The following is a 20,307-nucleotide window of genomic DNA, read 5'->3' on the forward strand; positions in this document are numbered from 1 at the left end:
CTCTTCTGTGCGCGCACAGAGGGGTGGCTCGCGCAGAAGGGGGTGGCTCGGCGATGAGTGCAGGACGGACCATCGTGCTCGCCGGGGCCACCAGCGCATCCGGCCTCGCTGTCGCACGGACGCTGCTCGACGCCGGCGCCCACGTCGTCGCGACCGGACGCTCCGCGGAGCGGTTGCAGGAGCTGGCGGATGCCGGAGCGCAGGTCGAGGTCGCGGACGCGACCTCGCTCGCCGACATGACCGCACTCGCCGCCCGGCTCGGGTCAGTGGATGCCGTCATGCCGCTCGTCGGCGGTTGGCGCGGTGGCGGCGGCCTCGCCGGGCAGTCGGATGCGGACTTCGCCGCGTTGCTCCCCGCGCTCGAAGCGGTGCGCGCGACGAGCCGCGCGTTCGATGCGGCGCTGCAGGCATCGGATGCCGGACGCTTCGCGATCGTGTCATCGACCGCGGTCGCGCGTCCGCTCGCCGGCGGTGCGAACTACGCGGCGGTGAAGGCCGCGAGCGAGGCGTGGGCCAGGGCGGTGGCGCAGGGCTTCGCGAAGGCCGCGCGCGAGTCCGGCGAACCGCTGCGCGCGGCATCCGTCGTCTTCCGCGCCAAGGCCCTCGATCCGGGGGCGCTGGCCGCACGCATCGGAGCGCTCTGGAACACCGAAGCAGCCGACCTCAACGACCGGGTCTTCGACCTCGACTGAGCAGCGCCGCCGTCAGAGCTGCGACGCCCCCGGAACGATCGGTGGCGCGTCGGCAGTCCTGCTGCCGCGTGCCTCGTGCCCGTCCGCGTTCGACCCCGCCGGGTCGTCCTGCCCCGCCGCGTCGTCCTGCCCCTCGATGTGCTGCTCCGGCGCGTGCGCGTAGAGGTCGGTCAGCTGCCGGTACGACTTCGTGAAGAACGCGAGCGTGCCGACGACCACCATGATGAGTCCGGCGAACAGACAGATCAGAGCGATGCCGCGGGCATCCCCCTCGCCGAGCAACCAGCCCCACTGCCGCTGACCGTCTGCCGTCTTCATGTACGGGATGATCAGGAACTCGGCGATCGGCGCGATCAGGAACGCTGTGATCGGTGCGGCAGCCGCTTCCATCGCAACAGCGACGCCGAACACCCGCCCCTGCCGGTCGAACGGCACGACCTTCTGGATCACGGTCTGCTCCGCCGCCTCGACCGGAGGCACCAGCGCCATGTACACCCACATGCCGAGCACGTACAGCGGCCACCACTCGCGCAGCATGAAGACCGAGCCGAGCAGGCCCATCGCGATCACGACGAGCAGCATGGTGCGCATCGGCTTCCTGCCGAGCCCGAACTTCGCGACGAGCCCGCCGCCGATCAGGAAGCCGGTCGACGCGAACGCCAGCGCGAATCCCCACATCTGAGCGTCGAAGAGCGTCAGGCCGTACGGATCCATCAGCGCCATGTAGACGCCGCCGATCAGGTTGTTGAACGTCGAGAAGATGATCAGCGCGAATAGTCCGGGCGCGAGCCGGATCGCGCGGACGCTCCCTCGGAAGTCGAGTGCGCTCGTGGCATCGGGGTCGGCCTTCGGCGTGCCCTCCGGGATGCGGATGAACAGCAGATGCACGAAGGTCAGCACCATCGCGACGATTGCGATAGCGAGCGTCCATCCCATGCCGAGGAACCCGATGGAGAGGCCGGAGAACACGCTCGTCACGAGGAAGGCGAGGCCCTGCACGGTGCCGACGAGGCCGTTCGCGTTCGCGCGTTTCTCGTCAGAGACGAGCAGCGTGACCGTCGTCGAGAGCGCGATGTTGCGAAGCTGCTCGATCACCCCGCCGAACAGGATGACCGCCGAGAACAGCCAGAACCAGGGGCCACCGAGATCGAGCAGCGCGCTCTCCGGCTGCGAGACGTAGACGACGCCGGCGAGCAGGAAGGCGACCGCCGAGATCACGCTCGAGAGCAGCATGACCGTGTGCTTGCGGTGGCGGGTCGACGATCGTGCCGAACAGCATCGCGAAGAACGCCACCATCAACATGTAGGCGCCGCCGATGATCCCGGTGGCGAGCACCGACTGGGTCTCGATGTACACCCAGAACGTGAGCGCGAACCAGAGAAAGCTCGTCGTCACGTTGGCGATCAACGTGTTGACGAGCACATTCGCGAAGGCCGTCTTCGCCGCGGTGCGCTGCATGATCCGAGGGTAGAGCGCCCCTCCGACATCCGGAAGCCCCTCCGCCGGGCCGTAGGCTTGGGAGGTGAGCATTCAGCATGACCCCGCGATCCGGGGCTTCGCCAGTGACAACTACTCCGGCATCCACCCCGAGGTCCTCGCGGCCATCGCCAGGGCGAACGACGGGCACCAGGGCGCATACGGCAGCGACGCCTACACGGCACGCCTGCAGGAGGTCATCCAGCTGCATTTCGGCGAAGGCGCTGAGGCGTTCCCGGTGTTCAACGGCACCGGGGCGAACGTCACCGGCCTGCAGTCGATGCTGCCGCGCTGGGGCGCCGTGATCGCGGCATCCTCCGCGCACATCAACGTCGACGAGGGCGGTGCCCCGGAGAAGATCGGCGGGTTCAAGCTGCTGACCGTTCCGACCGACGACGGCAAGCTCACCCCCGAACTCATCGACCGCGAAGCGTGGGGCTGGGGCGATGAGCACCGCGCCCAGCCGCTGGTCGTGTCGATCACCCAGTCCACCGAGCTCGGCACGCTCTACACGGCCGAGGAGATCCGCACGATCGCCGATCACGCGCACGAGCGCGGCATGAAGCTGCACCTCGACGGCGCACGCCTGTCGAACGCGGCGGCTGCGCTCGACCTGCCGCTGCGCGCATTCACGACGGATGCCGGCGTCGACGTGCTCAGCTTCGGCGGCACCAAGAACGGTGCCATGCTCGGCGAGGCCGTCGTGGTGCTGAACCCCGCGGCATCCGATGGGCTCATCTACTCCCGCAAGTTCAACATGCAGCTCTCGTCGAAGATGCGCTTCGTGTCGGCCCAGCTGATCGCGCTGCTCGACGGCGACCTGTGGCTGCGCAACGCCCGCCACGCCAACGCCATGGCCGCCCGCCTGCGGGCAGCGGTCGAGGCCGGCATCGCCGACGGCTCGATCGACGGCGTCACCTTCACGCAGCCGACGCAGTCGAACGGACTCTTCGCGACCCTGCCGGACGGCGTCGCCGACAGCCTGCGCGAATCGTTCCGGTTCTACGACTGGGATGCGGCGCGCAACGAGGTCCGCTGGATGTGCAGCTTCGACACCCACGAAGACGACGTCGACGCGTTCGTCGCCGAGCTCTCACGCCTCACCGGCGCCTGAGCCGCACGCCCACGTCGCCGAATGCGGCGTGGGCTCGGCCCGGATTCAGCGCAGCAGACCCAGGTTCGCCAGGGCCAGACGGATGAGGGTGCCCCGACCGCCCTCCATCTCAGCCGCGACCGCGTCGGACCCTGCGGCTTCCGCCGAGAACCAGGTGACCTCGAGCGCATCCTGACGCGGCTCGCAGGTGCCGGTGACCGGAACCACGAACGCCAGTGACACCGCGTGCTGCCGGTCGTCGTGGTACGCGCTGAGTCCCGGCATCGGGAAGTACTCGGCCACCGTGAACGGCAGCGGCTGCGGCGGCAGCAGCGGGAAGGCCATCGGTCCGAGATCGTTCTCGACGTGACGGAACAGGGCGTCGCGGATCGTCTCGCCGAAGCGCACGCGACCCGACACGATCGTGCGCGTCATCTCGCCCATCGGCGTGGAGCGGAGCAGGATGCCGATCTCGGTCACCACGCCTGAGCCATCGACGCGCACCGGGATCGCCTCGACGTAGAGCATCGGCAGGTGACGCCGCGCCTCTTCCAGCTCGAAGTCGCTCAGCCAGCCGGGATTCGCGTCGCGGGACGGCGGCTGCGCATCGCCGAAACCGCCGAGGCCGTCGTCGGGCTCAGGATCGGGATCAGGTGTGCGAACGGCCATGTGTCCTTTCTACCAGCCGCGCTCGCTCGCCGGCACCGGGCCCGCGTCGGCGGCCACTGGCAGACTGGTCCGCATGAGCGAGCACCTGACGATCGACGACGCCGCGACACGGTGGTCCACCGACCAGCGCGACGGGATGCCGCTGCTCGTCCTGCTGCACGGATACGGTGCCGACGAGCACGACCTGTTCGGACTCGTGCCGTACCTGCCGAGCGAGGTGGCGGTGGCCTCCGTCGCCGCACCGCTCGCGCCGCCGTGGCCGATGCCTGGCCGCTCCTGGTACGCGATCGAGGGACTCGACGGTCGCAGCCCTGAAGCCGTGACGACCGCAGCCGAGGCGTTCCTGCGCTGGCTCGACGCCGCATCCGTGGGGGCATCCTCCGTGGCACTGCTCGGTTTCTCGCAGGGTGCGGCCGTCGCGCTGCAGGCCCTTCGACTCGACCCCGAGCGGTTCGGTTCCGTGGTCGCGCTGAGCGGCTATGCGGCCACGGGCGAACTGCCGAGAGACGACGACCTGCGCGAGTTGCGACCGGCCGTGTTCTGGGGCCGCGGCTCGCACGACGATGTGATCCCGCCCGCGCTGATCGATCACACCGCGCAATGGCTGCCCGACCACTCTGAGCTCTCCGGCCGGGTGTACCCCGGCCTCACGCACAGCATCTCGGAAGACGAGCTCGCCGACGTGCGGCTGTTCCTGACGAAATGGGTCGACGGGATCGAGCAGGCGTAGGCGACACGCCCGGGGTTGCGACGCACGACACGCCCGGGTATCGTCGTGGAGTCCTGTCCGCCGTGTCTGGAAGTCCTTTGATCTGATCCGTCGCCTCCGCGCCCATTCTTCAGCGCGCTGACCCGACGACCCTTCGACAGGCTCAGGGACCCATCCCATTCCAGGGAACGCCCTGTCAGGGACCATCCCATTCCAGGGAACGCCCTGTCAGGGACCAATCCCGTTCTGGGACCGTCCCGCTTCTCGTGGACAATCCGCCTCCGCTCCGACCCTTCGCGGCTCGTGACCGAGGTCCGGTGTCAGTGCACCCCACGCACTCGACAGGAGACCCCATGTCAACCCCGACCCCGCACGCATCGGTCACACTCGACCGTCTCACCTTCACCTGGCCCGACGGGTCGACCGCGCTCAGCGAGGTGTCCGGTTCCTTCGGCGCCGGCCGCACCGGGCTGGTCGGCCGCAACGGTTCAGGCAAGTCCACGCTGCTGCGCCTGATCGCCGGAGCGCTCGAGCCCACCTCGGGCGTCATGCATGCGACCGGCGATGTCGCGTACCTGCCGCAGCAGCTCACGCTCGACGTCGATCGTCGGGTCGCCGAGCTGCTCGGCGTCGCGACGGCGCTCGATGCCGTCCGGGCGATCGCCCGAGGCGACGTCGACCCGGCGCACTTCGACGCGGTCGGCGACGACTGGGACATCGAGGCGAGAGCCGAGGCGTCCCTCGCCGAAGCGGGCCTCGCGCCCGAGTTCCTCGACCGTCGAGTCGGTGAGCTGTCCGGCGGCGAGGCCGTGCTGGTGGCGATCGCCGGCATCCGCCTTCGTCGCGCACCGATCACGCTGCTCGACGAGCCCACGAACAACCTCGACCGTGACGCCAGAGCGCGGCTCGCCGCGATGATCACCGCCTGGAAGGGGGCGCTCATCGTGGTCAGCCATGACGTGTCGCTGCTCGAGCTGATGGACGACACTGCCGAGCTCTACGCGCACAGCCTGAGCGTGTTCGGTGGTCCGTACTCCGAGTGGCGGACCTGGCTGGATGCCGAACAGGATGCCGCGAAACAGGCCGAGGTCACCGCAGCGCAGGCGCTCCGCAAGGAGAAGCGGCAGCGGATCGAGGCCGAGACCAAGCTCGCCCATCGCTCTCGAACGGCGAAGAAGGCCGAGATCGAGAAGCGCGTGCCTCGGATCATCGCGCACGGCCGCAAGATGGCTGCCGAGGTGTCGGCCGGCAAGCTGCGCACCGAGGTCGGGGCGAAGGAGGATGCCGCGCGCATCGCCCGCGAGGAGGCCGGCCGCCGCATCCGCTCCGACTCCTCGATGAAGATCGAGCTGCCGGATCCGCAGGTCTCGCGGAGCCGTCGCATCGCCACGATCGGCGACGGCGAACGGTCGTGGACGCTCCAGGGACCGGAGCGCGTCGCCCTGATCGGGCGCAACGGCGTCGGGAAGACGACGCTGCTGCAGCGCCTGGTGGCGAGTGCTGCGGAGGTCGGCGTTCACAATTCAGCAAGAATCGAGCCCAGCGGCCCGGAACCCGAGCGTTCGGCCGGATCCGACGAGTTCTTGCTGAATTGCGCACGGCTCCCACTGCAGGCCGTGGCCCACACCGACCTGGTCGGGTACCTGCCGCAGCGCGTCGACGGGCTCGATGAGCGCCGATCGGTGTTCGAGAACATCGCCGACGCTGCGCCGCACGTCCCCGAGAAGGAGCTGCGCAATCGACTCGCCCGCTTCCTGATCCGCGGCACGACTGCTGATCGTCCGGTGGCGGCACTGTCGGGCGGCGAGCGGTTCAGGGTGGCACTTGCGACGCTGCTGCTCTCCGATCCGGCACCGCACCTCGTGGTGCTCGACGAGCCGACCAACAACCTCGACCTCGACACGGTCGATCAGCTGGTCGAGGCGCTGCGGGCGTATCGCGGAGCGGTGCTCATCGTCAGCCACGACGATGCGTTCCTCGCGCGGCTCGACCTCGATCTGACGCTCGAGATCGGCGCGGACGGCGCGCTGCAGGAGGTGGGGTGAGAATGCGGCGCGCCTGGTCCTCGGATCAGGCGCGCCGGCTCCGCATCGCTCGCGTGTGGGTGAGCTGCGGGTCTGCCGCGAGCGCTGCGTACTCGGTGGAACCGCGAGGCACCAGCGCCACCCGGCCATCGGCGTCGTGGTGCAGCCCCCAGCCGTAGCGTTTGCCGAGGGGTGACGACCGCAGGCACGGCTGCCCCTTCGAGAAGAAGGCCGCACGTGCAGCCTCGTCGTCGACGGCGATGCCGTGACGCAGCGCGTAGGTCTCGAACACGACCTCGTCGGACGTGCGGGCATACGGATGCTCCGCGATGAGCCGGTAGTGCAGCGCCGCGATCGTCGGCTCGTCGGTCAGCGGCGGCTCGACCGCATCATCGGCCGGACAGTCCTCAGCGACCTCGATGAAGGTGTCGACGTAGTTCGTGGTGTGCGCCGTCATGCCTACAGCATGCTCCTCCCCGCGGACAACGGTGGCCCCGATGTCCGTGGCCTCGACCAAGATGGAGGGATGAGCGACGTGCTCGACCGATTCACCCCCGCGACGCAGGACTGGTTCCGGGGTGCGTTCCCCGCGCCCACCCCGGCGCAGGCCGGAGCATGGAACGCCATCTCGGCGGGCAAGCACGCGCTGGTCGTGGCGCCGACCGGATCGGGCAAGACGCTGTCGGCCTTCCTCTGGGCGATCGACCGGGTGTTCCGCGAGCGTCTGGACGCTTCGACAAGCTCAGCGACCCAGCAGTCGAGCTCAGCGACCCAGCAGTCGAGCTCAGCGACCCAGCAGTCGAGCTCAGCGACCCAGCAGTCGAGCTCAGCGACTCAGCAGTCGAAGTCAGCGACCCAGCAGACGAAGAAGGATGCTTCGCGCACCCGCATCCTCTACATCTCCCCGCTCAAGGCGCTCGGCGTCGACGTCGAGCGCAACCTCCGCTCGCCGCTCATCGGCATCGGCCAGTCCGCCAGACGCCTCGGGCTCCCCGCCCCCTCCGTCACGGTGGGCGTGCGCTCCGGCGACACCACCTCGAGCGATCGGCGCAAACTCGTCTCCGATCCGCCCGACATCCTCATCACGACGCCCGAGTCGCTGTACCTGATGCTCACCAGTCGTGCGGGTGAGACCCTGCGCGACGTGCACACCGTGATCATCGACGAGGTCCACGCGGTCGCGGCCACCAAGCGCGGCGCGCATCTCGCGGTGAGCCTGGAACGACTCGACGCCCTGCGCGCCTCGTACGCCCTCCAACAGGGTCAGAACCCCAGCGACGTCACTGCCGCGCAGCGCATCGGTCTCTCGGCCACCGTGCGCCCGATCGACGAGGTGGCCCGGTTCCTCGGCGGCTCCGCGCCGGTCGAGATCGTGGCACCGCCGGCATCCAAGACCTTCGAACTCTCGGTCGTCGTGCCGATGGACGACATGACGAATCCGCCACCGCCGCCCGGCGCACCGGCGGAGACATCGGGCGATGACGCCGAGTACACGGAGGTCACCGGTTCCGTCTGGCCGCATGTCGAGGAGGCGATCGTCGACCGCATCCTGCAGAACAACTCGACGATCGTGTTCTCGAACTCCCGCCGCCTCGCCGAGCGCCTCACCGGTCGGCTCAACGAGATCTACTCCGAGCGCATCGGGGTGCCCGTCCCGGATGCCGCTGTGCCGGCCGCGATGATGGCCCAGGCCGGCTCCACAGCGGGTGCCGATCCGGTGCTCGCGAAGGCGCACCACGGGTCGGTGTCGAAGGAGCAGCGGGCGCTCGTCGAGGAGGAGCTCAAGTCGGGTGTGCTGCGCTGCGTCGTCGCGACGAGCAGCCTCGAGCTCGGCATCGACATGGGCGCGGTCGATCTCGTGATCCAGGTCGAGGCTCCGCCCTCGGCCGCATCCGGTCTGCAGCGCGTCGGTCGCGCCGGTCACCAGGTCGGCGAGATCAGCCGCGCGGCGCTCTTCCCCAAGCACCGGGGCGACGTGCTGCACACGGCGATCGTCACGGAGCGGATGCTGGCCGGCAAGATCGAGGCGATCCAGGTGCCCCGCAACCCGCTCGACATCCTGGCGCAGCAGACGGTCGCGGCGAGTGCGCTCGGTGCGATCAGCGTCGAGGAGTGGTTCGAGACCGTGCGGCGGTCGGCACCGTTCCAGGCGCTCCCCCGATCGGCGTACGAGGCGACGCTCGATCTGCTCGCCGGTCGCTACCCGTCCGACGAGTTCGCCGAGCTGCGCCCTCGCCTCGTGTGGGACCGCGACGCCGGCACCCTGACTGGTCGCCCCGGCGCGCAGCGCATCGCGGTGACGAGCGGAGGCACGATCCCCGACCGCGGCCTGTTCGGCGTCTTCGTCGCCGGTGAGGGCGCCGGCCGCCGGGTCGGCGAGCTCGATGAGGAGATGGTCTACGAGTCCCGAGTGGGCGACGTGTTCACGCTCGGCACCACGAGCTGGCGGATCGCCGAGATCACGCACGACCGCGTGAACGTGCTCCCCGCGTACGGACAGCCCGGCAAGGTGCCGTTCTGGCACGGCGACGGCATCGGCCGCCCGTTCGAGCTGGGTGAGGCGCTCGGGAAGTTCTCCCGCGAGGTGTCGACCGCGACCCCCGAGAAGGCCACGCAGCGATTGATCGAAGCCGGGCTCGACGAGCAGGCCAGAGGCAACCTGATGGCCCACCTCACCGAGCAGCGCGAGGCCACCGGCACCCTCCCGACCGACCGGACGCTGACCGTCGAACGGGGTCGCGACGAGGTCGGCGACTGGCGCGTCATCCTGCATTCCCCATACGGCATGAAAGTGCACGCACCGTGGGCGCTCGCGATCAACGCGCGGGTGCGCGAGCGGCTCGGCGTCGAGGGCTCCGCTGTCGCGAGCGATGACGGCATCATCGTGCGCATCCCGGATGCCGATGCAGAGCCGCCTGGCGCTGAGCTGTTCGTGTTCGACCCTGACGAGCTCGAGCGCCTCGTCACGGAGGAGGTCGGCGGCTCTGCGCTGTTCGCCTCACGCTTCCGCGAGTGCGCGGCGCGGGCGCTCCTCATGCCCCGCACGAACCCGAATCGGCGGTCTCCGCTGTGGCAGCAGCGCCAACGCTCGGCGCAGCTGCTCGAGGTGGCCCGGCGGCATCCGACCTTCCCGGTGATCCTCGAGACGCTCCGCGAAGTGCTGCAGGACGTCTACGACCTGCCGTCCCTCCGCCGGCTCGCGACGTCGATCGCCGACCGACGCATCAGGCTCGTCGAGACCCAGCCGGGCCAGCCATCGCCGTACGCCCGCGATCTGCTCTTCGGGTACGTCGGCGCATTCATGTACGAAGGCGACTCGCCGTTGGCCGAGCGCCGTGCCGCCGCGCTGTCGGTCGATCCCGCGCTGCTCGGCGAGCTGCTCGGCACGGTCGAGCTGCGCGAGCTCCTCGATCCGGCGATCATCGCCCAGTTCGAGCGCGAGGCCCAGCGGCTCGATCCGGAGCGGCGTGCTCGCGGTCTCGAAGGCGTCGCAGATCTGCTGCGGATGCTCGGCCCGCTCGACGCCGCAGAGGTCGCCGCGCGGCTGTCCGCGGACGCCGAGACCGATGCGGATACGGATGCCCCGGCTGCGCCCACCACCGAGGCGGCAGCTGCCGCCCACCTCGACGCGCTCGTGACCGCCCGCCGTGCGATCCCCGTGACGATCGCCGGCGTCACGCGCATCGCCGCGATCGAAGACGCGGGCCGCCTGCGCGATGCGCTCGGCGCTGCACTGCCCACGGGCATCCCGGTCGCGTTCCTCGAACCGCTCGCCGATCCGCTCGGCGACCTGGTCGCCCGATACGCCCGCACGCACGGTCCGTTCACGACGGACGCGATCGCCACCCGCTTCGGCATCGGCGCGGCGGTCGCGCGCCACACCCTGCAGCGACTCGACAACGCCGGTCGCCTCACGAGCGGCTACTTCCTGCCCGAAGCCGCCGGTTCCGCCGACGACATCGAGTGGTGCGACACCGAGGTGCTCAGACGCCTGCGCATGCGCTCGCTCGCCGCGATCCGCGGCAGCGTCGAGCCGGTCTCCCCCGAGGCGTATGCGCGGTTCCTGCCGGACTGGCAGCACCTGCGACGGCCGCTCGAAGGACTCGACGGGGTCATGAGCGTGATCGAGCAGTTCGCCGGGGTGCCGATCCCCGCGAGCGCATGGGAATCGTTGGTGCTGCCGTCGCGGGTGCGCGACTACGCCCCCGGAATGCTGGATGAGCTCACGGCCGCCGGCGAGGTCATCTGGTCGGGCCACGGCACACTCCCCGGTCGCGACGGATGGGTCTCACTGCATCCCGCAGACCTCGCGCCGTTCACGCTCCCCGATCCGGATGCCGAGATCGGCGCCGACTCGCTCGAGGCGAAGATCATCGCCGCGCTGCAGGTCGGCGGCGCGTTCTTCGCCGGACAGCTCAAGGAGATGACGGCGGCCGAGAACGAGCAGTCCGTGCTCGAGGCCCTCTGGTCGTTGACCTGGTCGGGGCACGTCACGAACGACACGTTCGCGCCGATCCGCTCGCTCCTGGCCGGTGGCTCACAGGCGCACCGGGTGAAGCGCAAGGCGCCGCGCACGCGCACCTACCGCGGCATGTCACTCACACGCACGGCACCGCGGCCCACCGCGATCGGCGGACGCTGGTCGCTGCTGCCTGAGGTCGAGTCCGACCCCGCGCGTCGGGCCACGGTGACCGCTGGATTGCTGCTCGATCGCTACGGCGTCGTGACCCGAGGCGCGGTGCAGTCGGAAGGCGTGCCAGGCGGCTTCGCGCAGGCGTACCGGGTGCTCGCCGGTTTCGAAGAGGCCGGACACTGCCGTCGCGGCTACGTGATCGAGAAGCTCGGTGCTGCGCAGTTCGCGGCATCCGCCACCGTCGACCGGCTCCGCACCTTCGCCGGGCTGGCCGACCCGCCGCCGCGGCACGCCGTGACGCTCGCGGCCACCGACCCGGCGAACCCGTACGGTGCCGCGCTCGCGTGGCCCAAGCTCGACGTCCCGCACCGCCCCGGTCGCAAGGCCGGCGGGCTGGTCGTGCTCGTCGACGGCTCCCTCGTCCTCTCCCTCGAACGCGGCGGACGAACCGTGCTGTCGTTCAGTGACGACGGCGACGTCCTCCGCGCCGCAGCGACCGACCTCGCTGCGACCGCACGCGCCCGCCGGCTCGACACGCTCACGGTCGAGAAGGTCAACGGCGAGGGCGTGTACGGCACCGAGCTCGCCCTCGCGCTGCAGGAGGCAGGGTTCGTGGCCACGCCGCGCGGGTACACGATACGGAAGGCGGTGTGATGCCGAACCGCATCCGCGCACCCCACCGCCCATCGCGCCGCCGTCTCCTCCGGTGGGAGGCATGATCCGAGAGTTCGGCGCCGGCATCCGCCTCCTGCTGCGCGGATTCGCCCTGTGGCGCACCCGACCCGGCCTCATGAACCTCGGACTGGTGCCGGCGATCATCGCCGTGCTGCTCCTGGCGGCAGCCCTGGTGCCGGTGTTCCTCGGCATGACATCGATCTCGACGTGGCTCACACCCTTCGCGGAAGGGTGGCTCGAGCCGTGGCGCGGGCTGTTCCGCAGCCTGGTCGGATTCGTGGTGATCGCCGCCTCCCTCGCGCTCGCGAGCGCCGTGTTCAGCGCGCTCACCCTGACGATCGGCGACCCGTTCTACCAGCGGATCTGGCGCGCCGTCGAAGCCGACCTGGGCGACGCACCTCCTGCCGACGGCGGCAGCTTCTGGACCTCGGTCGGCGAAGGTCTGAGGCTCGTGCTGCTGGGCATCCTGATCGCGATCGCAGTGCTGCTGCTCGGGCTGCTCCCACTGATCGGCGGCATCCTCGCGCCGATCGCCGGTGTGTTCCTCTCCGGGCGGATGCTGGCACGAGAGCTCACCGGACGCGCCTTCGATGCCCGCGACCTCACGCCGGCCGACCGTGCCGTCCTGTTCCGCGGCAGCCGCGCGAGGGTGCTCGGCTTCGGGGTCGCGACGCAGCTGTGCTTCCTGATCCCCGGCGGCGCGGTCGCGGTGATGCCGGCCGCCGTCGCAGGGGCCACGATGCTCGCGCGCACGATGCTGGAGCGGATGCCGGGGGTGCCGTCGGGCCCTTCGACAAGCTCAGGGACCCAGGGAGGGGTGCCCCGCTCAGGGACCCAAGGAGGGGTGCCCCGCTCAGGGACCCGACGCTCAGACCGGACCCGCTGATGCCCGAGGGTGACACCGTCTTCCGCACCGCACGTCGTCTCGACGAGGCGCTGGCCGGCGCGGACGCCACCCGCTTCGACCTCCGCGTGCCGCAGGCAGCGACGATCGATCTGACCGGCCAGCCGATCCACGGCGCCGTGTCCCGCGGCAAGCATCTGCTGCTGCGCGTCGGCGACAGCACGCTTCATTCGCATCTGCGCATGGACGGCGCGTGGTTCATCTACCGCCCTGGCGAGAAGTGGCGGCACCCGGCCTTCAAGGTGCGCGCGATCGTCGGTACCGCCGAGCGCGATGCGGTCGGCGTCGACCTCGCCGAGATCGAGGTCGTGCCCACGCGCGACGAAGCGCAGCTGGTCGGCTATCTCGGCCCGGATCCGCTCGCCGAGGACTGGGACCCCGCTGAGGCCGTCCGCCGTCTCTCTGCCGACACCCGCAGCATCCACGTCGCCCTGCTCGATCAGCGCAACGTCGCTGGCTTCGGCAACGAATACGCCGCAGAACTCCTGTTCCTGCGCGGAATCCTCCCGACCAGGCCGACGCCTGAGGTCGATGCCGCCGCCCTCATCGAACTCGGCGTGCGCACCATCCGAGCCAACCGCGATCGCTCTCGGCGCACGTTCACGGGCGTCGATCGACCCGGCCAGGCGACCTGGGTCTACGGCCGTGCCGGCAAGCCGTGCCGACGCTGCGGAACGCTGATCCGGAGGGGCGAACAGGGTGCCGATCCGACCCGCGAACGCATCACGTTCTGGTGCCCGTCGTGCCAGCGGTGAACTGCATCCATCCGAGGGAATGAATCCACCCACCTCCTGGTTGTCCATATATCCGGGGAATCTCCGGGACACGGGAGGAATCGTGGGAAAGAACTACGTCGACATCGAGAACGACCAGGGAGCGACGCTGCGGTACCGCAAGCACGCGAACGGTCGAGGTCTCGTCGCGCACGGCGCGAAGGTGCATCCGAAAGCGCACATCGAAGCAGGTGCGTACATCGAACCCGGGGCCCGCATCGGCGCCGGGGCGACGATCGCACGCGGCGCATGGATCGAACCTGATGCTGTGATCGGCGAAGGTGCGCACATCGAAGCGCACGCGCACATCGGCCAGGGAGCCGCAGTCGGCGACAACGCCTACATCGGCGTCCGCACCGAGGTCGGCGCCGGCGCGCGCATCGTCCGCGGTGCTCGCATCGGCGATGACGAGACGGTTGCAGCCGGCCTCACCATCGCGACCAACCCGAAGGGCCTCTGGCTCGCCGCCTGAGGTCTGAGGCCGCTCGGCCCGGCACCCTCCGGTCGCCCTGCTACAGGAGCCTGCGCTCCGATGCCCACACGGTCAGCTCGTGCCGTGACGACAGCTGGAGCTTCCGCAGCACCGCCGAGACATGGGTCTCGACGGTCTTGATCGAGATGAACAGCTCGGCGGCGACCTCCTTGTACGCGTACCCTCGGGCGATCAGGCGCATGACTTCCTGCTCGCGCGCCGAGAGCCGGTCGAGTTCGTCGCTGGCGGTGGCCGTCTCACCCGACACCGCCCCGAAGGCGTCGAGCACGAACCCGGCCAGACGCGGCGAGAACACGGCGTCGCCACCGGCCACCGCATGCACCGCGCGACTCACCTCGCCCCCGGACGAGCCCTTCGTGATGTAGCCACGCGCTCCGGCGCGGATCACGCGCACGACGTCGGCAGCGGCATCCGACACACTCAATGCGAGGAACCGTGAAGCCGTCGGTGCAGAGCCGCGGATGACCGACTCCCCGCCGCTCGCATCATCGCCCGCACCGCCTGGCAGGTGCACGTCGAGCAGCACGATGTCAGGCGCCGTCTCGCGGATCACGGCGATCGCCGATGGCACGTCGTCGGCCTCGCCGACCACGTCGACGCTCTCGTCGAGATCGGCGCGCAGACCGGAGCGGAAGATCGAGTGATCGTCGACGATCACCACGCGGATGCGGTCAGCCACGGCTGTCTCCTGTCGTCGCGATGCTGAGATGCACCTCTGTGCCGTTCTCGTCGCTGCGGACGCTGCCTGATCCGCCGGCACGTCGCATCCGTCCGATGATCGACTGTCGCACACCGAGCCGATCGTCGGGCACCTCGGCCAGATCGAAGCCCGTCCCGCGGTCGCGGATGAAGACATCGACCCCGGCGACGCTGCCCTCGATGTACACCGAGATCTCGCCGCCCGCATGCCGGGCCGCGTTCAGCATCGCCTCGCGGGCGGCGGCGGCGAGCTCACCGCTCGCGCGTTCGGCCGAGAGCCCGGCGGAGACCACCTCGATCCGCACGGGGTAGTCGAGCTCGAGCGCTCCGGCGAGGTCGCGCAGGTCGGTCGGCAGATCACTGTCGGCCGGCGCATCGCCGTCGTACAGCCACGCGCGCAGCTCGCGCTCCTGCGCGCGGGCGAGCCGAGCGGCCTCGCTCGACGCTCCCGCCCTGTTCTGGATCAGCGCGAGCGTCTGCAGCACCGAGTCGTGCAGATGCGCCGCCATCTCACTGCGCTGCTCCTCGCGGATGCGACGGGTGCGCTCACCGGCGAGCTCCCGCCAGCGGTGGATGAGCGTCGACGAGGTGACCGCGAGCACGCCAGCCAGCGGCAGCAGGGCGAGCAGGAACTCGACGCCACCGACCGCACGCGCCAGCAGCACCGCGAAGAGCGCGACCAGCAGTGCCACCGAGAGGATGCGCACGATGGTCGTGTGCCGCGGGCCGCGGGCCGTGTCGGTGCGATCGATCAACGTCGCCCACAGTCCTGCGGCGGTGGCGAGCACGACGGCTCCCACCGCGCCGATCACGGCAGGGGGTTGCGACAGCACGCTGCCAGGAGTGTTGCCGAGCGTCAACGAACTCACGACGAGCGCAGCGACCGCGGCCGGCGCGAGCAGCATCCATGCGACCGGCACCCGGCGCGAGGGCGCCGTCTCGGCATCCGCCCACGGTGTGAAGACCCAGCACCAGGCGTACAGGAGCACACCGGCACCCCCGCAGAGCGTGAGCGCGATGAACAGGGCGCGGATCATCCAGACCGGCACGCCCAGGTGCCTGGCGAGGCCCGCACTCACACCGGACACCAAACATTCGCGGTCCCGCACGAGCGCAGGCCGTGGCGGCGGCGCGACACGGGTCGGGCGCGCGGAGACCGATGGCGCGGAGGAGGACATGTCGCAATCCAATCACCCACGGCACCGCTGAGGGGATTCCCGCGGACAAGATCAGGGGTCGCTCAGGGGTTCACCCCATGGTCGACGGCACCGCCGGGCGGACAGTATCGAAGCATGACGATTCCGACAGCGCCTCCGCCTGCCGCCGATGCGACCGATCCGGCCGCCTCCGCCACGACGACGACCGCCCCCTCCCTTCCGGCAGAACGTTTCTTCCTGTGGGTCTCCGGCCTCGGCGTCGCACGCTCCGACGGCTGGCTCGGCGGTGTCGCCGCCGGCATCGCCGCCCGCCTGCGCATCGACCCGCTGATCGTGCGCGGTGTGCTCGTGATCGCCGCCCTGTTCGGACTCCCCGCGATCTTCCTCTACGCCGCCGCCTGGGCGCTCCTGCCCGACGCGGACGGACGGATCCACGCCCGCGACCTGCTCAACCGCGACTACGAGCCGGTGCAGCTCGGCATCCTCGCGATGGCCGCGATCGGACTGATCCCCACCGCCCCGCTGACCGGTCGACTCTTCGGCCTCGGCTACGAGAGCTGGTCGGCGCTGTCGGTCTTCAGCTGGATCGTCGGCCTGATCCTGGTGGGCGGACTGCTCTTCCTCATCGTGCGCGCTGCGAGCCGCACCCCGGGCGCCTCAGCGTCGAGCGTGTCGGTGGCTCCGACCGGCTCCGCGGCCCCGGATGCATCCGCGACCCTCGGCGGTTCGGGTACCGCCGAGGGCGCGGATGCGACAACTCCGACCGCCTTCTCCGCCGACGGGGTCTCCGGCTACCGCCCGTTCCCCACGGCTTCACCGTTCCCCGCCACTGAGCCGTTCGCACCCGACGCCCGACCCGCCGCACCGACGCCGCTGCCCTCCGGCACCACCGACCCCGCGGAGCTCGCGGCCTGGCGTGCCCAGCATGCGGCCTGGCGCGAGCAGGACCAGGCCTGGCGTCGACAGCAGCAGGATGCAGAGCGCGCGGCCCGCGAACAGGCTCGCCGCGAGCGGCAGGCGGTCGGGGCGACCTTCGCCGCCGAGGCTGCAGAGCGTCGCCGCGTGCGCCGGGCGTCGAAGCCCCGCGCGAGCTTCGCACTCGTGGCATCCGTCATGGGGCTCGCACTCGCCGTCGGCGCCGGCGTCGGCCTGACCGGCGGCCCCACGTCTGCGGCACTCGGACTCCTCTGCGCAGCACTCGTGCTCGCCCTCGGCATGATCATCGCTGGTCTCCTGCGCCGCCGCAGCGGCTTCCTCGCCTTCCTCACCGCGATCACCCTCGCCGGCGGGCTGACGGCCGGGTACGTCGCGACCTTCGATGACCTCACCTTCGGATGGGCGTCGGTGTCGAACAACGAGCCCCAGCATGTGCAGCAGCCGTTCGGCGATCTGAGCATCACGCTCACCCCGCACGACGGCGGGCAGCGCCCGATCGTGATCGACAAGGGCACCGGTCAGACCCGGATCGACGTGCAGCCGGGGGTCGAGCTCCAGCTGGACGCGACGATCACCTCGGGAACCGTGAGCTGGATCCGCATCGAGCCGGACACGGGGAACATCCTCGACTCCGGCACCTGGCCGCTCGTCGCCGAACAGGGCGGGGCGCCCAGAGCGACCGAGAGCGCAGCGGCTGAGAACGCACCGGTCACCACTCGCCAGCCGGTCACGGTCACCCAGACCTCCGGCGACGTCTACGTCACGATCTACGAAGCAGCGGAGGACGCACGATGAGCACCGAGATGACGCCCCCGGCGGCACCCGCCGACCGGAACGACGAGACGACGCCGATCACGGAGACGCCGCTCGACGAGACCGCGCCCACCGACGTCGCCGAAGCGCAGCCGGCCCCGCCTGCTCCCCCGGCTTCGCCTGCAGCATCCGCCGCGGTCGCCGTGGAACCCACCGCGCCGCGGGTGCGCGGTGCGGCGATCATCTGGGGTCTGCTGTTCGCGGTGATCGCGTTCGCCGGCATCTGGACGCTCACCGGCGACGACCGGCGTTCGGCGGCCGCCGATGCCATCACGACGCTCACGCCCGGGACGGTCGTGGCCCTCGGGCTGCTCGCGCTCGGCGTGCTCGTGCTCGTCTCCGGAGCTGTCGGACTCGTCCGCCACGCCCAGCGCCGCGCCGCCGCCTCGCGGCCCTGACGCAGGTGCGCCGCCCGGCGCCGGATACCCTGGATCACATGGCGACTCAGGGACGGCGACCGGCGCGGCGCACCACCGGCGGCCCTGCACGCCAGGGCAAGCAGCAGGGCAAGGGGGCGCAGCCCAAGGGCAAGCGGACACCGGCCAAGGCCAAGGTCGTCTTCGACGCCCCGCGCGACGCTCCAGAAGAACCCCGCGTGTTCCGGCTCGCCACGGTCCCCGGCACGACCCCGGGCAAGTGGGTCGACGCCTGGAAGCAGCGGATGCCGCATGTGCGGCTCGAGCTCGTCCCCGTCGAAGCGGGAGCCGAAGCGGGAGTCGAGGCCGGTGACCGGCACAGCATCCTCGCCGACGTCGACGCGGCGCTGCTCCGCCTCCCGCTCGAAGACGACAGCCTGCACATCATCGCGCTGTACGACGAGGTGCCGGTCGTGGTCGCCGCGGCGGACTCGCACCTGCTCGCGGTCGACGAGCTCTCGATCGCCGACCTCTCCGGCGAGGTCGTGATCGTGCCGTCCGACGACGTGCTCGGGCCGATCGACCTGCCGGGCACCACGCCTGCCACCTTCGAGCCGTTGCCCACCGCCGAGGCGATCGTGACCGCGGCATCCGGTGTCGGCATCGTGATCGTGCCGATGTCGCTCGCACGCCTGCACCACCGGAAAGACGCAGGACACCGTCGACTGCTCGACGGTCCGACCTCCACGGTCGCCCTGGTCTGGCCGCGCGATCGCACCACGCCCGACGTCGAGACCTTCGTCGGGATCGTGCGCGGCCGCACCTCGAACTCCTCGCGCTGAGACCGCGCACCTCGGGCGTCACGGGGCGTCACCCGCTTTCTCGGCGACCTCCGAGCCTCGATAGGATCGCCTGATGGGTTCGCTTCTCTACGTCTGCGTGCGCCCGGAGCGCGGCGCGGCCGACGCGGAGCACGCGTCCTTCCGCCGGGCACTCGGTGCCGACGTCGTCGACCGACTCGACCTCCTCGACGGACCGCTCGATCCGGCCCGCCTGCGCGGCTACCGCGGCATCGTCGTCGGCGGCTCGCCGTTCAACGTCAGCGACGTCGAGAAGATCCCGGAGCAGTTGCGGGTCGAGGCCGACCTGCGCACGATCGCTCAGCGCGCGATCGACGCCGAGGTCGCCGTCTTCTTCACCTGCTTCAGCATCGGTGTGGTGACACGGATGCTCGGCGGCGACGTGACCACCGAGACACCGGAGGCCGCGAGCGCCACCGTGATCCGCACGACACCGGTCGGCGCATCCGACCCGGTCTTCGGCCCCAGCTCGCCCGCGCTCACGGTGTTCACGGCGCACAAGGAGAGCTCGGTGGCGCTGCCGGCCGGTGCCGAACTGCTCGCGACGAACGAGGACTGCCCCGTGCAGGCCTACCGCGTCGGCACGCACCTGTACGCGGCCCAGTTCCACCCGGAGCCCACGCCGCGCGACTTCGCCGATCGGATGACGTTCTACCGCACGACCGGGTACTTCGACCCCGACGAGTTCGACCACGTGCAGGATCAGGTGCTGTCGGCATCCGTCACCGAGGGCACCGCGCTGCTGCGCCGCTTCGCCGAGACCTTCGTCTGAGCGTCCGGCTCGGTCAGTCCGATGCACGCAGCAGCTCGACGCGTTCCCGCAGATACGACTCCAGCGGCATGAACCCGCCGGCCGCGCTCCAGCGCACCGAGGGCACGCCGTCGATCGACGCGAGCGGACCGGATGCACCACCGGCATCCACCGCATCGACGTCGATCACACTCCACCCGACGTGCACGACCTCGCCCTCGTCGAATCCGCCGCGCAGCGCCTCCTCGCGTCGAGCCGCCCGCTCACGCGCTGATTCGGCGGTGTAGCCGCGGCGACCAGGATCCGCCGCACGCAGCACCTCGGCGGTCGCGAGCGCATGGGTGTCGGTCAGCAGCAGCACGCCGAGGTGCCAGGCCGCCCCGACCCGCACGATGCGCCGACCCCGCCACTGGGAGTCCCGCTGCTCGCCCAGCCCCTCCTTCGGGGCGCCGGCGAGATCCTGCACGGCCTGCGTCAGCAGAGCGGATGCTGTCATGGCAGTCCTCCTCGCGGCGCTTCGCGCCACCAGTCAGCGTATCCACTCGCCGCGGCGATTCGTCCGTCGGAGCGCTGGCACGGCAGAATCGAGGAAC

The 20,307-nt window shown here is 70.6% G+C and carries 17 protein-coding genes and 1 pseudogene; 12 read left to right on the forward strand and 6 right to left on the reverse strand.

The genetic code is table 11. From position 1 onward, the window contains the following. The first annotated feature begins 53 nt into the window (after positions 1–53). Positions 54–692: an SDR family oxidoreductase gene (locus tag RS83_RS07100; protein WP_045278812.1), complete on the forward strand. Its 639-nt coding sequence runs from the start codon at positions 54–56 to the stop codon at positions 690–692. A gap of 12 nt (positions 693–704) precedes the next feature. On the opposite strand, the pseudogene RS83_RS07105 reads toward RS83_RS07100, so the two are convergent. Then, positions 705–2,088 (reverse strand): annotated as a pseudogene (locus RS83_RS07105) (MFS transporter). Positions 2,089–2,215: 127 nt separating this feature from the next. Between RS83_RS07105 and RS83_RS07110 the strand changes: the two are divergent. Continuing rightward, a complete protein-coding gene (locus RS83_RS07110; RefSeq protein ID WP_045278813.1) occupies positions 2,216–3,283 on the forward strand; it encodes a threonine aldolase family protein in 1,068 nt (355 codons plus the stop codon). A gap of 45 nt (positions 3,284–3,328) precedes the next feature. Here the strand turns inward: RS83_RS07110 and RS83_RS07115 are convergent, their stop codons facing one another. Further along, positions 3,329–3,931: a DUF4916 domain-containing protein gene (locus RS83_RS07115; protein ID WP_045278814.1), complete on the reverse strand. Its 603-nt coding sequence runs from the start codon at positions 3,929–3,931 to the stop codon at positions 3,329–3,331. Positions 3,932–4,004: 73 nt separating this feature from the next. On the opposite strand from RS83_RS07115, the gene RS83_RS07120 reads away from it, so the two are divergent. Then, a complete protein-coding gene (locus RS83_RS07120; protein WP_045278891.1) occupies positions 4,005–4,661 on the forward strand; it encodes an alpha/beta hydrolase in 657 nt (218 codons plus the stop codon). A gap of 332 nt (positions 4,662–4,993) precedes the next feature. Then, positions 4,994–6,685, forward strand: a complete 1,692-nt coding sequence (locus tag RS83_RS07130) for an ABC-F family ATP-binding cassette domain-containing protein (RefSeq protein WP_045278816.1) — start codon at positions 4,994–4,996, stop codon at positions 6,683–6,685. Positions 6,686–6,710: 25 nt separating this feature from the next. On the opposite strand, the gene RS83_RS07135 is transcribed toward RS83_RS07130, so the two are convergent. Further along, the gene (locus RS83_RS07135; RefSeq protein WP_045278817.1) at positions 6,711–7,121 is read right to left on the reverse strand and encodes a DUF6157 family protein; all 411 of its coding nucleotides are present in this window, start codon (positions 7,119–7,121) and stop codon (positions 6,711–6,713) included. 69 nt (positions 7,122–7,190) lie between these two features. On the opposite strand from RS83_RS07135, the gene RS83_RS07140 reads away from it, so the two are divergent. The 4 genes from RS83_RS07140 (at position 7,191) to RS83_RS07155 (ending at position 14,121) form a co-directional block, all read left to right on the forward strand. Further along, positions 7,191–11,951 carry an ATP-dependent helicase gene (locus tag RS83_RS07140; RefSeq protein WP_045278818.1) on the forward strand — a complete coding sequence of 1,587 codons (4,761 nt, stop codon included), beginning with the start codon at positions 7,191–7,193 and terminating at the stop codon, positions 11,949–11,951. 61 nt (positions 11,952–12,012) lie between these two features. Continuing rightward, positions 12,013–12,858, forward strand: coding sequence for an EI24 domain-containing protein (locus RS83_RS07145; RefSeq protein WP_045278819.1), 846 nt, complete (start codon positions 12,013–12,015; stop codon positions 12,856–12,858). Further along, positions 12,858–13,631 carry a DNA-formamidopyrimidine glycosylase family protein gene (locus RS83_RS07150; protein ID WP_045278820.1) on the forward strand — a complete coding sequence of 258 codons (774 nt, stop codon included), beginning with the start codon at positions 12,858–12,860 and terminating at the stop codon, positions 13,629–13,631. Before RS83_RS07145 ends, RS83_RS07150 begins: the two co-directional genes overlap by 1 nt. A gap of 82 nt (positions 13,632–13,713) precedes the next feature. Then, on the forward strand, positions 13,714–14,121 hold the full coding sequence (locus RS83_RS07155; protein ID WP_045278821.1) for a DapH/DapD/GlmU-related protein: 408 nt from the start codon (positions 13,714–13,716) through the stop codon (positions 14,119–14,121). A 40-nt stretch (positions 14,122–14,161) separates the two neighbouring features. Here the strand turns inward: RS83_RS07155 and RS83_RS07160 are convergent, their stop codons facing one another. Beyond that, positions 14,162–14,821: a LuxR C-terminal-related transcriptional regulator gene (locus RS83_RS07160; protein WP_045278822.1), complete on the reverse strand. Its 660-nt coding sequence runs from the start codon at positions 14,819–14,821 to the stop codon at positions 14,162–14,164. Then, entirely contained in the window at positions 14,814–15,929 is a 1,116-nt protein-coding gene (locus tag RS83_RS07165; RefSeq protein ID WP_052678937.1) for an ATP-binding protein, read from the reverse strand. Before RS83_RS07165 ends, RS83_RS07160 begins: the two co-directional genes overlap by 8 nt. A gap of 204 nt (positions 15,930–16,133) precedes the next feature. Between RS83_RS07165 and RS83_RS07170 the strand changes: the two genes are divergently transcribed. The 4 genes from RS83_RS07170 to RS83_RS07185 all read left to right on the forward strand — a co-directional run bounded on the left by RS83_RS07170 (position 16,134) and on the right by RS83_RS07185 (position 19,735). After that, on the forward strand, positions 16,134–17,729 hold the full coding sequence (locus tag RS83_RS07170; protein WP_045278824.1) for a PspC domain-containing protein: 1,596 nt from the start codon (positions 16,134–16,136) through the stop codon (positions 17,727–17,729). Beyond that, positions 17,726–18,145, forward strand: coding sequence for a hypothetical protein (locus tag RS83_RS19100; protein ID WP_231587738.1), 420 nt, complete (start codon positions 17,726–17,728; stop codon positions 18,143–18,145). The genes RS83_RS07170 and RS83_RS19100 overlap by 4 nt, the downstream gene beginning before the upstream one ends. A gap of 38 nt (positions 18,146–18,183) precedes the next feature. Beyond that, positions 18,184–18,945: a LysR family transcriptional regulator substrate-binding protein gene (locus tag RS83_RS07180; protein ID WP_045278825.1), complete on the forward strand. Its 762-nt coding sequence runs from the start codon at positions 18,184–18,186 to the stop codon at positions 18,943–18,945. Between the two features lie 73 nt (positions 18,946–19,018). Continuing rightward, positions 19,019–19,735, forward strand: coding sequence for a glutamine amidotransferase-related protein (locus tag RS83_RS07185; protein WP_045278826.1), 717 nt, complete (start codon positions 19,019–19,021; stop codon positions 19,733–19,735). Between the two features lie 13 nt (positions 19,736–19,748). Here RS83_RS07185 and RS83_RS07190 read toward each other — a convergent pair whose 3' ends face one another. Further along, complete coding sequence (locus tag RS83_RS07190) at positions 19,749–20,210, reverse strand: hypothetical protein (RefSeq protein ID WP_045278827.1); 462 nt, start codon at positions 20,208–20,210, stop codon at positions 19,749–19,751. Between the last annotated feature and the right edge of the window lie 97 nt (positions 20,211–20,307).

This window comes from Microbacterium oxydans (assembly GCF_000956525.1).
Lineage (GTDB): Bacteria > Actinomycetota > Actinomycetes > Actinomycetales > Microbacteriaceae > Microbacterium > Microbacterium oxydans_A.